Source organism: Nonomuraea roseoviolacea subsp. carminata (assembly GCF_024172185.1).
Classification (GTDB): Bacteria; Actinomycetota; Actinomycetes; order Streptosporangiales; family Streptosporangiaceae; genus Nonomuraea; species Nonomuraea roseoviolacea.
In genome coordinates this window covers 5,896,033-5,909,047 of sequence record NZ_JAMZEC010000001.1, presented here as the reverse complement: position 1 = coordinate 5,909,047, position 13,015 = coordinate 5,896,033, and the positions used below count along the sequence as shown (strand labels likewise).

The 13,015-nt window shown below is 71.6% G+C and carries 11 protein-coding genes; 6 read left to right on the top strand and 5 right to left on the bottom strand.

The window, feature by feature from the left end:
- The first annotated feature begins 92 nt into the window (after window positions 1-92).
- The 3 genes from HD595_RS27395 (at window position 93) to HD595_RS27385 (ending at window position 5,240) form a co-directional block, all read left to right on the top strand.
- Window positions 93-983 (top strand): diacylglycerol/lipid kinase family protein, encoded by an 891-nt coding sequence (locus HD595_RS27395; protein WP_253773862.1) that lies wholly within the window; start codon window positions 93-95, stop codon window positions 981-983.
- A gap of 223 nt (window positions 984-1,206) precedes the next feature.
- A complete protein-coding gene (locus HD595_RS27390) occupies window positions 1,207-4,257 on the top strand; it encodes an N-6 DNA methylase (RefSeq protein WP_253773860.1) in 3,051 nt (1,016 codons plus the stop codon).
- Window positions 4,258-4,358: 101 nt separating this feature from the next.
- A complete protein-coding gene (locus tag HD595_RS27385; protein WP_253773858.1) occupies window positions 4,359-5,240 on the top strand; it encodes a DNA-3-methyladenine glycosylase family protein in 882 nt (293 codons plus the stop codon).
- Here HD595_RS27385 and HD595_RS27380 read toward each other — a convergent pair.
- Both HD595_RS27380 and HD595_RS27375 read right to left on the bottom strand, forming a co-directional pair.
- On the bottom strand, window positions 5,219-5,926 hold the full coding sequence (locus tag HD595_RS27380; RefSeq protein WP_253773849.1) for a phosphatase PAP2 family protein: 708 nt from the start codon (window positions 5,924-5,926) through the stop codon (window positions 5,219-5,221). The two genes, HD595_RS27385 and HD595_RS27380, sit on opposite strands and share 22 nt — an antisense overlap.
- Entirely contained in the window at window positions 5,910-6,659 is a 750-nt protein-coding gene (locus HD595_RS27375) for a phosphatase PAP2 family protein (protein ID WP_253773847.1), read from the bottom strand. The genes HD595_RS27380 and HD595_RS27375 overlap by 17 nt, the downstream gene beginning before the upstream one ends.
- A 98-nt stretch (window positions 6,660-6,757) precedes the next feature.
- Here HD595_RS27375 and HD595_RS27370 point away from each other — a divergent pair, with 98 nt between their 5' ends.
- Window positions 6,758-7,702, top strand: coding sequence for a diacylglycerol/lipid kinase family protein (locus tag HD595_RS27370; RefSeq protein WP_253773845.1), 945 nt, complete (start codon window positions 6,758-6,760; stop codon window positions 7,700-7,702).
- A gap of 31 nt (window positions 7,703-7,733) precedes the next feature.
- Here HD595_RS27370 and HD595_RS27365 read toward each other — a convergent pair whose 3' ends face one another.
- A complete protein-coding gene (locus HD595_RS27365; RefSeq protein ID WP_253773843.1) occupies window positions 7,734-8,195 on the bottom strand; it encodes a MarR family winged helix-turn-helix transcriptional regulator in 462 nt (153 codons plus the stop codon).
- 65 nt (window positions 8,196-8,260) lie between these two features.
- Here HD595_RS27365 and HD595_RS27360 point away from each other — a divergent pair, with 65 nt between their 5' ends.
- Window positions 8,261-10,429, top strand: a complete 2,169-nt coding sequence (locus tag HD595_RS27360) for an MMPL family transporter (RefSeq protein WP_253773841.1) — start codon at window positions 8,261-8,263, stop codon at window positions 10,427-10,429.
- 107 nt (window positions 10,430-10,536) lie between these two features.
- Here the strand turns inward: HD595_RS27360 and HD595_RS27355 are convergent, their stop codons facing one another.
- Window positions 10,537-11,448, bottom strand: a complete 912-nt coding sequence (locus HD595_RS27355; protein ID WP_253773839.1) for an ROK family protein — start codon at window positions 11,446-11,448, stop codon at window positions 10,537-10,539.
- Complete coding sequence (locus HD595_RS27350) at window positions 11,445-12,146, bottom strand: N-acetylmannosamine-6-phosphate 2-epimerase (RefSeq protein ID WP_253773837.1); 702 nt, start codon at window positions 12,144-12,146, stop codon at window positions 11,445-11,447. Before HD595_RS27350 ends, HD595_RS27355 begins: the two co-directional genes overlap by 4 nt.
- 77 nt (window positions 12,147-12,223) lie before the next feature.
- On the opposite strand from HD595_RS27350, the gene HD595_RS27345 reads away from it, so the two are divergent.
- Window positions 12,224-12,946, top strand: coding sequence for a GntR family transcriptional regulator (locus tag HD595_RS27345; RefSeq protein WP_253773835.1), 723 nt, complete (start codon window positions 12,224-12,226; stop codon window positions 12,944-12,946).
- Window positions 12,947-13,015: the final 69 nt, after the last annotated feature.

Here is a 13,015-nt window from a genome sequence, read left to right as displayed (position 1 = left end):
GGCCCGTCGAGGCCGGCCGCGACGCGGCGGGCGGACGCCGACTCACCGGGCCGGATCGGGGTAGACGGCGCGGGGTGACGAAAGGAGCGCTCGTGCGCCGACTGGTGGCCATCGTCAACTCCTCGGCCGGGGGCACGGACGACGACGTGCTGTCGCGGGTCCTGTCCGAGCTGGCCGGGCACGCCGACACCGTGGAGGCCCGGATCAAGGACCCGTCCGAGCTGGCCGCGCTGCTGGGGGAGCATCCCGGGCGCGACCCGGTGGTGCTCGGCGGCGACGGGTCGCTGCACTGCCTGGTGACGGCGCTGGCCGAGCGTGGCGAGCTGGTGTCGCGCACGGTCGGGCTGGTCCCGCTGGGCACCGGCAACGACCTGGCCCGGGGCGTCGGGCTGCCGCTCGACCCGGTGGAGGCGGCCCGGGTGGCGGCCACCGGGGAGCCGCACCCGCTGGACCTGCTGCGCGACGACGACGGCGGCATCGTGGTCAACGCCGTGCACGCCGGGGTAGGGGTCGAGGCCGCCCGGACGGCCCGGCCGCTCAAGCCGTTCCTGCGCCGCTTCGCCTACGCCGCGGGCAGCGTGATCGCCGGCGTGCGCACGCGCGGCACGCCGCTGCGGGTGGAGGTGGACGGCCGGGTGGTCGCGGACGGGCGCCGCCGCGTGCTCATGGTCGGTATCGGCAACGGCCGCACCATCGGCGGCGGCACGCCCATCGCGCCCGGCGCGAGCCCCGACGACCAGCTCGCCGACGTGATGGTGTCCTTCGCCACGGGTCCGCTGCGCCGCCTGGGCTACGGCCTGCTGCTGAAGCTGGGCCGGCACACCCGGCGGACGGACGTGGTGACGGTCCGGGGCCGCCGCGTGCGCCTGTCCGGGCCCGGGGTGCACGTCAACGCCGACGGCGAGCTGACCGGCCCGTACACCGCGCGCACCTGGACCGTCCTCCCCCACGCCTGGCGTCTGACCCTGCCCCGCGGACGATAACCACCTTTTTGGCCATGAGACTCGCAGCAGTTGGTTCCACTTACATTGAACTGCCCGAACTTTCGGTCGCACGGAGTACCGCAACTGTCTTAGCGGAGGCAATCGATCGAAGTAGTGGCGGCACGCCTCCCCAGCTAGCACAGAGCAGCGGATAACACACTGGCCCTATACGTGAGAATATATACTTCTTCTCTCTTTTCGATGGCCATGGTAGTTCTTGTTAGTGCCGACTGATATCGCAGTTCCCCTACGGGACACTCTCCAGCGACTATCAAACCGGAAGTCCGCCTGCAGCGAGGCCACCGTCCAGGCCGATATCCGTCAGCTTCTGCTCACAGGCGGCCTCGGCCTCGCAGAAGAAAATCTTGAGGTCAACCTGGAAAGCCAGGTGGGCGGGCGGAGGCGCATCGACATCGAGGTCGGCTACACGGTGATCGAGGTCAAGAAGAGCCTTGCCAGCATGGCCACCGTGCGGGACGCGGAAATCCAGCTCGCCGATTACGTCGATCTGCGCACGCGGGAAACAGGCCAACGCTACGTCGGCATCCTCACCGATGGAAGGGAGTGGCGGGCCTACCAGATACACGATGGAGTCTTAACTGAGGCATCCCGATATACCCTCAAGACCGGACGACCTGACCTGACCTCTCTGCTCTACTGGCTGGAAGGCGTGCTTGCCACTCGGGCAGGCATCTCACCGACCCCCGCCGAGATCCGTGAACGGCTGGGTGCGCAGAGCACCTCCTTTGCCCTCGATAAGGCAGGACTGGCCGCACTGTTCCACGCCCACGGCTCCATGCCGACCGTCCAGCTCAAGCGACAACTCTGGGCCGATCTGCTGCGAGGCGCGTTCGGCACCCAGTTCGCTGAGAGCACTGAGCTCTTCCTTGAGCACACGCTACTGGTAAACAGCGCCGAGATCATCGCTCACATGGTCCTCGGGTTCGACGTGGCCGATCTCCAGCCAGGGACGCTCCTCGGCGGGGAACATTTCCGGCTGGCTCGCATCTCCGGCGTGGTGGAGCATGACTTCTTCGACTGGGTACTGGAAGTGCCCGGCGGAGAGGCGTTCATCCGGACCCTCGCCCGCCGCCTGGCTCGCTTCGACTGGCGGCAAGTGGAGCACGACGTGCTGAAGGTGCTCTACGAGTCCATCATCAGCGCCGAGACCCGAAGCCGGCTCGGGGAGTACTACACGCCCGACTGGCTCGCCGAACAGGTCGTCGCGGAAACGGTCACCGACCCGCTGCGGCAACGTGTTCTGGATCCTGCCTGCGGGTCTGGAACGTTCCTCTTCCATGCCGTACGTCGCTACCTGACCGCCGCCGAGCAGGCGGGCATGGACCTCGCCGACGCCATCGAGGGTGTCACCAGAAACGTCCACGGTCTTGATCTGCATCCGGTGGCCGTCACTCTGGCTCGGGTGACATACCTGTTGGCGATTGGAAGGGATCGCCTCCGGGACGAGAGGCGGCGCAGCGTGCACGTGCCCGTCTATCTCGGTGACAGCGTTCAGTGGAGACCGGAGGACGAGGATGATCTGTTCTCCGACGGTCAGGTCGTGATCGCCACGGTGGAAGAGGGCCCGCAGCTGTACGACAACAAACTGCGTTTCCCGGAGACGCTGCTCGCCGATGCCGCGGGGTTCGACAACCTCGTCGACGAACTGACCGAACTTGCTGCCTCCCCCAGGCGGCCCGGCGCGATCCCTTCCCTCACAGCACTGTTCAACCGGAGGGCCATCCCACCAGAGCACCGCGAGCCGATCAGCAACAACTTCGCCCTGCTGTGCCGGCTACACGACGATGGACGCGACCACATCTGGGGTTACTACGTGCGCAACTTGGCCCGGCCACGGTGGTTGAGTCGCCCGGAGAACCGCGTGCACGTACTCGTGGGCAATCCCCCGTGGCTGGCCTACCGCCGGATGCCCGCGGACATGCAGCGGAGATTCCGCGAGTTGTGCGAGACACGGGGCCTGTGGCATGGCAAGGAGGTCGCCACGCACCAGGACCTGTCCGGTCTCTTCGTCGCACGGACGGTCCAACAGTTCCTCTCCGTGGGTGGTACGTTCGCCTTCGTGATGCCGAACGCGGCGCTTGACCGGGGATACTTCGCCGGCTTCCGCTCCGGCCTCTACGCCGACAAGGTAGAGCTCACCACCGTGGCCTTCACCCGATCGTGGGACCTCCGCAGGTTGCGGCCTCACTTTTTCCCACGTGGTGCGGCTGTCGTCTTCGGACAGCGCACGGGGCCGGACAGGGGGGCGTCCGAGCTGCCCATATCCACCTTGCGCTGGATCGGCAGAATCCCAAAGCAGGGGAATACCTGGAATGCGGTAGCCCCATCCCTCACATTCGAACCCGCCCAGCTGGTACTCCACGACTCGATGACATTGGAGTCTCCCTACGAACCCCGCTTCTTCCAGGGGGCAACGTTCATTCCCCGAGTGCTCTTTCTAGTCGAACGCAAGCCCACCGGCCCCCTGGGTTTACCTTCGGGTAGACGGGCAGTCAGATCTGAGCGCAGCGCCAAAGAGAAGATCCCGTGGAAGCATCTTCCATCTCTGGAAGGTGTCGTCGAGAGCGAGTTCCTGCGACCCATATTGCTGGGAGAGACGGTCCTTCCCTACCGCCTTCTGCCACCTCGTGAAGTTGTCGTTCCCATCCAGGGCACCCAGCTTCTCGACGGCGTACATCCACAGCTTGATCTCTATCCCGATCTCGCCCGTTGGTGGCGCAGAGCTGAGAAGATCTGGCTGGACAACCGCCCTAGCGAGCGCCTGAGCCTCGCGGAGCAGCTCGACTTCCGTAGCAAACTGTCCATTCAAATGCAGCCGTCCCCGCTGCGGGTGGTCTACGGAGCGTCGGGGATGCATGTGGCTGCCGCTTTGGTTGACGACCCTGTGCCGCTCTGCGACAAGGCACTCTACTGGGGCACCGTCAACAGTCGAGCGGAAGGCCACTACCTATGCGCAATCCTCAATAGCCCCTCACTCACCAGACTCGTCCGGCCTCTCATGTCGTACGGCAAGGATGAACGCCACATCGACAAGCACGTCTGGAAGCTGCCAATCCCGTTGTTCGACGGGACGGATGATCTTCATAGCCGTCTCGCGGAACTCGGCCAGCGCCAAGCGGCACTGGTCGACAGGCTGGGACTCGACGAAAACGCCGACTTCATCACTTTACGCCGCCTCGTCCGCAAGGCTCTGGCCGCAGGACCGTACGCGGACGAGATCAACGAGCTTGTGGTCTTCCTGCTGGACCAATAGCCGAGGCATCCAGCTCGGAATCGACTTGCAAGATCGAATTTGAAACCAGTCGGTCTGATGCGAGCTCATTACTTGGCCCGCGCACCTCGTAGCATGCGCGCATGACGACGCACGGTTTCGGGCTCACCGCCGAGGGCCCGTTCGACTTCGCCGCCTCACTGCGTTTCGTCGAGGACTGGCCGGCCACCAGCGCGCTGCCCTCCGACGGGCGGACGCTGCGCTTCGCCTACTGCGCGGAGGCCGACTGGCTGCCGATCGGCGTGAGCGTGACGGGCGCGCCGGGCGGGGTCGCCGTCACCACGACGCGGGCGGCGGGCCCGGCGATCCGGCGCGAGGTGGCGCGCATCCTCTCGCTCGACGTGGACGGCGCCGGGTTCGCCAAGATCGGCGAGGCAGACCCGGTGCTCGGCGACCTCCAGCGCCGCCGCCCCGGCCTGCGGCCGGTCTGCTTCTGGAGCCCGTGGGAGGCGGCGTGCTGGGCGGTGATCGTGCAGCGCTCCTCCATGCTGATCGCGTCCCGGATCAAGCAGCGCATCGCCGAGCGGTACGGCGCGACGGTCGGCGTGGACGGCCGGGCGTGCACGGCGTTCCCGCCGCCCATGACGCTGGCCGACGCCGGCGGCCTCGGCCTGCCCGCGCAGAAGGAGGAGTGGGTGCGCGGGCTGGCCCGGGCGGCGCTCGACGGCGTCCTGACCACCGAGCACCTGCGCTCGCTCGCCCCGGAGGAGGCCCTGGCCGAGCTGCGCGCCCTGCCCGGGGTGGGGCCGTTCTCCGCCGGCCTGATCCTGATCCGCGGGGCGGGCGCGCCCGACGCGTTCCCGGGCGACGAGCCGCGCCTGTTCGCGATCCTGCGCGAGGCGTACGGCCTGCCGGAGGACGCGCCCCCGTCCGCGTACCGGAGGCTGGCCGAGGCATGGCGGCCCTACCGTTCCTGGGCCTCCTTCGCCTTCCGGGCCTCCACCTACGGCGTCATGGACGACTGAGCGCCCGGCCGGACCCGCGGCCGGGAGTCGCGCGCCACGGCCCGTCCCTCGCGCCGATAGAGGATCGCGCGGGCGGCCACCACGACGCAGACGACGCCGAGCAGCAGCCCCCAGGTGATGTCGGTCAGGAAGTGCATGCCGCGGTACAGCCGGGAGAAGGCGACGGCGAGCGGGGCGGCGATCCCGAGCACCCAGACCAGCACCTGGAGTGCCCGGTTGCGGAGGTGCGTGCTGAGGACGAGCGCGAACCCGCAGTAGAACGCGACGGCCGCGCTGACGTGCCCCGAGGGGAAGCTGGAGGTCGGCGGGGCCGGGTCGAGGTGCTCCACCGGCGGCCGGTGCCGCCCGACCACCTCGGTGACGGCCAGGAAGACCAGCGACTGGCTCCAGACGGCCACGATGAGGAAGATCGACTCGCGCCAGCGCCCGTACATCAGCCGGAAGGCGATCGCGGCGATCGCGGTGAGCGCCACGATGTACGGCGTGTCCGACAGGCTGCTGCCGAAGTCGGTGAGCGTGTTCCACAGCGGGGTGCGGTCGGCGGCCAGCGCCCGGCTGACCCCGGCCTCGCCGGTGGGCCAGGCGAGGATCAGCTCGCCCACACCGTACGTCACGCCGGCCAGGACCAGCAGCGGCAGTAAGACGGCCAGCGCGTAGTACTTCACGTGCTCAGTTCTTGTGGACATGGCTCACCTTCACCGTCTCGGGTTCCACTCCCTCGGTCAGCGGCGAGGCGGGCCTGCGGCCCTGCTCACGCCGCCACGTCTCGAATCCCGCGGCGGTGGCGGCGACCACCGCGGCGCCCAGCACGATCCCGGCGACCACGTCGCTCACCCAGTGCACGCCGAGCGCGACGCGGGTGTAGGCGACCGACAGCACGAGGAACCAGGCGAGCGTCCAGGCCAGCACCTTGCCCCAGCGGGACAGGTGGGGCAGGAGCAGCAGGACGATCACTCCCGCGCCGAGCGTCACGTTGACCGCGTGGCCCGACGGGAAGGAGTCGCCCGGCGCCAGCGCGACGGGGTCGGGAAGGTGCGGCCGGGCCCGCGCGACGACGATCTTCAGCGCGAGGCCGAGCAGCCCGCCCACGGTCACGGTGGTGACCGCCCAGACGGCCAGCCGCGGCGCCCCCCTGTACAGCAGCCAGGCGGCGTACGCGATCACCGCGATCCGCCACGGCCACGGCCCGAACAGGTCCGTCCACACGATGAGCACCCGCGTCACGCCGGGATGGGCCAGTGCGTACGCGTGCAGCCGCTCGGCGACCCCCGCGTCCAGCCCGTTGACCGGCATCTTCGCCACGACGAGCAGCAGGCTGAACGGGATCATGATGAGCGCCACCGCGAGGCTGGCCACCGTCAGGCGCAGCCCCAGCCGGCGGTCACCCTCGACGTGAGTCCTCGGCTGTAGTCGTCCCATGGTCGTGGCCTCCCTCCGATGCGCGTGGGCCCTCGGCTACCCCGCCGGCGGCCGATGATTCCTGCCTGAAGGGGCTCGGCGCGGGTAGTGCCGGTGGCATGTCCCCCACTGTGGCGGTCGTGGCGCACCGCAAGAAGATCCTGGGCGCGGGCCTGGACCGGCTCCGCGTGCTCATCACCGAACACCACGTCGGCGACCTGCTCTGGTACGAGGTGCCCAAGAGCAAGAAGGCGCCGAAGAAGGTCCGCAAGGCGCTCAAGCAGGGTGCCGAGCTGGTGTTCGTCTGGGGCGGCGACGGCATGGTGCAGCGCTGCTCCGACGCGATGGCCGGCTCCGGCGTGCCGATGGCCATCCTGCCGGCCGGCACCGCCAACCTGTTCGCGAACAACCTCGGCATCCCCATCGACCTGGAGGAGTCGGTGCGGATCGGCTTCCACGGCCGCCGTGAGAAGCTGGACCTCGGTCTGCTCAACGGCGAGCACTTCGCGGTGATGGCCGGCGCCGGGTTCGAGGCCGAGATGATCGCCGACGCCGACGGGCAGGCCAAGAGGCGGTTGGGCAAGCTGAGCTACGTCAAGGCGGCGGTCCGGCACGTCGGCGGGCCGCTGGTGCCGATGACGATCAAGGTGGACGGCACGACCTGGTTCGAGGGAGAGGCGAGCTGCCTGCTGCTGGGCAACGTGAGCACGATCGCCGGCGGCGTCGACGCCTTCGACGACGCGCGGCCCGACGACGGCTGGCTGGAGGTGGGCGTCTCCACGGCCAAGGGGCCGCTCCAGTGGGCCCGGGTGCTCGGCAAGATGGCCGCGGGTCGTTCGGACGAGTCGCCGTTCGTCCGGATCACCCGGGCCAGGAAGGTGTCGGCCCGGTTCGGCGCGCCTCTGACGTACGAGCTGGACGGGGGCGAACGCGAGCCCACCACCCGTCTCAAGGCCAAGGCCGTGCCGGGAGCCCTCACCCTCTGCCTGCCCGGGACCGATCGCCCGGCCGAAGCCGATCGCCCGGCCGAGGGGTCCCGTCCGGCCGAAGCCGGGCGGGTCTGAAGGTCAGGGGCTGAGGGTCAGGGGCTGAGGGTCAGGGCGCGTCGCGCAGCGCGATCAGCTCGTCGTTCATGGCGTCGAGGAAGGCCGCCGCCGTGCGCAGCTCCTCCGGGCTGAACCGCCGCACGACCTGGTCCGTGCTGCGGCCGAGCGGCCGGAAGAAGGCGGCGGCGAACTCCTTGGCCGCGTCGAGGTAGTGCAGGTGGACGACGCGGCGGTCATGCGCGTCGCGGACCCGGCGGATGTGCCCGGCGCGCTCCAGCCGGTCGAGGCAGGCCGTGACCGCGCCCGAGGTGAGGTTGAGCTCCTCGCGCAGCCGGCTCGGCGTGATCGGCGTGGGCGCGTCCAAGATGATGATCAGCGCCCGGAGGTCGGTGGTGTGCAGCCCGTACGCGGCGGCGAACTCCTGGGCGATGCGGTTCAGCTCCGCGGTCATGCGGCGCAGGCGCACCGCGAACGACCGCAGGTCGATGTCCCCCCCGGTGCCACCCTCCATGACGCAATGCTACATTAACTCAATCATTGAGATATTTGCTGATTGAGTTATGTGGAGGCGACTCTATGGCGCGGCGATCGGTCCGGTGGCTCGTTCCCGCGTTGCTCGTGCTCGCCTGGCTGGCCGCGGGCGGCGGGACGGGGCCCTTCGCCGGCCGGCTCACCGAGGTGTCCACCAACGACCAGGCGGCGTTCCTGCCGCGAAGCGCGGAGTCGACGCGCGTGCTGGAGGTGCAGGACCGGTTCCGGGAGGGCGAGGCGCAGCCCCTGATCGTCGTGTGGACCTCGGACGGGAAGGACGTCACCGCCGAGCAGGGCGCCGAGGCGACCCGGCGGCTCGCCGCGCTGCGCGGCGCCGAGGGCGTCGCCGGGGTCCCTTCGCCCGCCCTCGGCTCGGACGACCACCGCGCCCTGCGGGGCGTCGTCCCGCTCGGCCCCGCCTCCGGCGGCTCCCTGCGCGAGACCCTCGACCGGATCGGCCCGGCGGTGCGGGTCGACGGCCTGCGGGTACGGTTCGCGGGGCCGGCCGCCACCCGGGCCGACCTGTCCGGGGCGTTCGCCGGCATCGACGGGCTGCTGCTCGGCGTCGCGCTGATCACCGTGCTGGTCATCCTGCTCGCGGTCTACCGCAGCGTGCTGCTGCCCCTGGTCATCATCGCGGGCGCGGTCTTCGCGCTCGGCGTGGCCTGCGCCGTGGTGTACGTCCTGGCCGACCACGACGTCGTCCGGGTGGACGGTCAGGTGCAGGGCATCCTGTTCATCCTGGTCATCGGCGCGGCCACCGACTACGCGCTGCTGCTGACCGCCCGCTTCCGCGAGGAGCTGGCGGCCGGGGCCGACCGCTTCGCCGCCGGCCGCGTCGCGCTGCGGCGCTCGTTCGAGCCGATCGCCGCCAGCGCCGCCACGGTGGTGCTCGGGCTGCTGGCGCTGCTGCTCAGCAGCCTGACCAACAACCGCGCGCTCGGGCCCGTGGGCGCCATCGGCATCGCCTGCGCCGCGCTCAGCGCGCTGACCTTCCTGCCCGCGGCTCTCATGCTGCTCGGCCGCGCCGCGCTGTGGCCGGCGCGACCGGCGCCCGGCTCCGTGCGCGGCGCCACTCCCCCGCTGCCGTCCCCGTCCCCGTCCGCGTCCCCGTCCGCGTCGCGCCGGCCGCGTCCGGCCGCCGCCGGCGCCCGCGGGATCTGGGAGCGCGTGGCCGCCCTGGTCGACCGCCGTCCGCGCCGGCTGTGGATCGCGACCGTCCTGCCCCTCGCCGCCCTCGCCCTGCTCGCGCCGCGCTTCGACGCCAGGGGCGTGCCGCTGGACGAGACGTTCGTGAACGACGCGCCGTCGGTCGCGGCGCAGGCGGCGCTGGGCGCGCACTTCCCCGGCGGGTCCGGACAGCCCGCGGTCGTCGTGGCCCCCGAGGGGCGGGCCGCGGCCGTGGTGGCGACGGCCCGCCGCACCGAGGGCGTGTCGGAGGCCGCGGCGGTGACGCGGAGCGGGCGGCCGGGCGACGCCCCCAAGGTCGTGGACGGGCTCGTGCTGGTGGAGGCGACGCTGCGCGACTCCCCTGACGGCGACGCCGCCCAGGACACGGTCAAGCGCCTGCGCGCCGCGTTCCGGGCCGAGGACGGCGTGCTGGTCGGCGGGTACAGCGCCCAGCGCTACGACACGACCGAGACCGCGAAGGGCGACACACTGCTCATCGTCCCGGTCGTGCTGGCGGTCATCCTGGTCGTCCTCGTCGCCCTGCTGCGCTCGCTGACGACGCCGCTGCTGCTGGTGGCGACCGTGGCCCTGAACTTCCTGGCCACGCTCGGCGTCTCGGAGCTGGTCTTCACGCACCTGCTCGGCTTCACCGGCAGCGACGCGTCGGTGCCGCTGTACGGGTTCGTCTTCCTGGTCGCGCTGGGCGTGGACTACAACATCTTCCTCATGTCCCGGGTACGCGAGGAGACCGCCCGCCACGGGGCCCGGGAGGGCGTGCTGCGCGGGCTGGTCACCACCGGCGGGGTGATCACCTCGGCCGGTGTCGTGCTGGCCGCCACCTTCGCCGCGCTGGTGGTGATCCCGCTGGCGTTCCTCGTGCAGATCGCCTTCATCGTCGCCTTCGGGGTGCTGCTCGACACGCTGGTGGTGCGTTCGCTGCTGGTGCCGGCGCTGGTGCGGGACCTGGGCGGGCGGGCGTGGTGGCCGAGCCGCCTGGCGCGCGCCGGAACCGGCGCGCCGGAGAAGGCATCGTCCCGCGCGTGAACCGGTCCGTGAACCGGTCCGTGAACCGGTCCGCGGATCCGGCCGCCGCGCGACGGCCAGCGCCCCTGACGGCGCCCGCGGGACCGCCCGGACGCCGCCATGGGGCGCTACGGGGCCAGGTGAGACAGGGCTTCCAGGCCCGCCCCCACCAGCCCCGCGTCCTCGCCGAGACGGGCCCGGCGGAGCGGCACGGCGGACGGGCCCGGCAGCGCCTCGGCACGGTAGGCCGCCTCCATGGGGCCGAGCAGCGCCGCGCCGAGCATCGAGACCCCGCCCGCGATGACGATCACGTCGGGGTCGATCAGGTTGGCGGCGCCGGCGAGCACCCGGCCCATGAGCCGCGCCGCCTCGCCGATGACCGGGGAGCCGAGCCGGCCGATCTCGGCCAGGGGCAGCGCCTGCCCGGTCCGCTCGCGGTGGGCGCGCTCGATGGCCGGGCCGGACGCGTACGCCTCGACGTGGTCGAGCGCCCCGCACGAGCAGCGGACGCCGGCGTCGGCGGGGGCGGGCAGGTGGCCGATGCTCCCGGCGGTGCCGGAGACACCGGTCAGCACCCGTCCCTCGGCGCAGACCGCCCCGCCGACGCCCGTCCCGATGGCGACGACCAGCGCCGTGCGGGCGCCGCGGGCCGCTCCGGCGCGCGCCTCGGCGGCCCCGGCGGCGTGGCAGTCGTTGAGCACGAGCACCGGGAGCCCCAGCGCCCGCTCCGCCGCGCCCTTGACGTCGGTGCCCGCCCAGTCGGCGAGCAGGTCGGTCGCCGAGGCGATGCGTCCCGTCGGGTCGACGGTGCCGGCGGTGCCGATGCCGCACACGGCGGCCCGCTCAGCCAGCGGCCCGGCGAGCCCGGCGACGGCCCGCAGGATCTCCGGCCCACGGCCGGGGGTGGGGGTCCTGCGCCGTTCGAGGAGGGTGCCGTCCGGGGCCACGAGGCCGGCCGCGATCTTCGTGCCGCCGATGTCGACGGCCAGCGCGAGCGGGGTCATCGCGGCGGCCCCGACGGCCGACGCGAGCCGGGTCATCGCGGCGCCGCGGCGGCCAGCCGCCGGGTGATGGAGACCGGGTCGGTGATCGCGCCGCCGACCACCACGGCCCACGCGCCCGCCGTGAACGCCTGCCGTACCTGCCGCTCGGTGCGGTAGCGGCCCTCGGCGACCACCCGCACGCCGCGCGCGGCGAGCGCGCCGACGAGGTCGAGGTCGGGTTCGTCCGGTGTGGGGAGCTGGCGCGCGGTGTAGCCGGACAGCGTGGTGCCGACGACGTCGGCGCCGGCCTCCCAGGCGTCCAGGCCCTCGCCGAGGGTCGAGACGTCGCCCATGACGGCCACTCCCAGGGCGTGGATCCGTTCGATCAGCTTCAGGCCGGGGCCGGGGGTCTCGGGCGTGAGGTCCACGGCGATCATGTCGGCGCCGGCGGCGGCGAGCCCGGCCGCGTGCTCCAGTGTCGGCGTGATCACATCCCGGTGGCCGTGCCTGACCTTGTGCAGGCCGATCACGGGGACGTCCGTACGCCCGCGGGCCGCCAGCACGTCCGCGGCCGAGTTGATCCGCAGGCCCGCGGCGCCGCCCAGCACGGCGCACTCGGCCAGGCGGGCGATCACCTCCGGGTCCCGGAGCGGGTGACCTTCGGGAGCCTGACAGGAGACGATCAGGCCGCCGCGCAGCCGGTTCATCCACTCCCGCCCGCCGGAACCCATGAGGGCATGCCCATTCTGTCGCATCAGACTGGTATAGATGCGGGTTCCTCTCACGGTCAAGCTATTGGAGTACACCAATCGAGGGCCTAGACTCCTGGACCATGACGACGGAGCGCCCCCCGGCCAAGTCCGATCGGCTGCGTCGGCACCTGGCCGGCCTGCTGGTCGGCGAGCTGGCCCCGCACGAGCGGCTGCCCACCGAGCGCAGCCTGGCCGAGGAGTTCTCCGTCAGCCGGCTCACCGTGCGGCGCGTCCTGGACGAGCTCGAACGGGAAGGGCGAGTCTACCGGGTGCAGGGCTCGGGCACGTTCGTCAGCGAGCCGCGCATCCACAAGTCCGTCGAGCTGACCTCCTTCACCGAGGACATGCGCTCGCGCGGCCTGCGCCCGGGGTCGCTGGAGGTGAGCTGCGAGCGGATCCCGGCGGGCGCCGACATCGGCTACGCCCTGCGGATCAGCCCGTCCGCGGAGGTCCTGCACATCCGCCGGGTCCGCACCGCCGACGACGAGCCGATGTGCCTGGAGCACAGCTACCTGCCCGCCGAGCTCGTGCCCGACGACCTGGAGCCGGAGCTGGACGGCTCGCTGTACGAGGTGCTGTCGGCCCGCCACGGGCTGACCCTGCACCGCGCGGAGCAGACGATCAGGGCGACCGTGCTCGGCCCGGACGACGCCCGGGCGCTCGACGCGCCGCCGTTCTCGCCGGCCTTCCTCGTGCAGCGCACCGGCTTCGACGCCCGCGGCCGGGCCGTCGAGCGCGCCGACTCGCTCTACCGGGGCGACCGCTACTCCTACCGGCTCACCATCTACCGCGACCCCCGATAGGGGGCCTCTTGGAGCCCGGTGGCGCCTGTCTTGCGGGCCGCTTGGAGGAGCCAGCGGGGTGATCGCAAG

Coding starts and splice junctions, on each gene's coding strand:
- HD595_RS27345 (WP_253773835.1), top strand. CDS start 12,224: ATGACGACGGAGCGCCCCCCGGCCAAGTCCGATCGGCTGCGTCGGCAC.
- HD595_RS27385 (WP_253773858.1), top strand. CDS start 4,359: ATGACGACGCACGGTTTCGGGCTCACCGCCGAGGGCCCGTTCGACTTC.
- HD595_RS27380 (WP_253773849.1), bottom strand. CDS start 5,926: ATGTCCACAAGAACTGAGCACGTGAAGTACTACGCGCTGGCCGTCTTA.
- HD595_RS27375 (WP_253773847.1), bottom strand. CDS start 6,659: ATGGGACGACTACAGCCGAGGACTCACGTCGAGGGTGACCGCCGGCTG.
- HD595_RS27355 (WP_253773839.1), bottom strand. CDS start 11,448: ATGACCCGGCTCGCGTCGGCCGTCGGGGCCGCCGCGATGACCCCGCTC.
- HD595_RS27370 (WP_253773845.1), top strand. CDS start 6,758: ATGTCCCCCACTGTGGCGGTCGTGGCGCACCGCAAGAAGATCCTGGGC.
- HD595_RS27360 (WP_253773841.1), top strand. CDS start 8,261: ATGGCGCGGCGATCGGTCCGGTGGCTCGTTCCCGCGTTGCTCGTGCTC.
- HD595_RS27365 (WP_253773843.1), bottom strand. CDS start 8,195: ATGGAGGGTGGCACCGGGGGGGACATCGACCTGCGGTCGTTCGCGGTG.
- HD595_RS27350 (WP_253773837.1), bottom strand. CDS start 12,146: ATGCGACAGAATGGGCATGCCCTCATGGGTTCCGGCGGGCGGGAGTGG.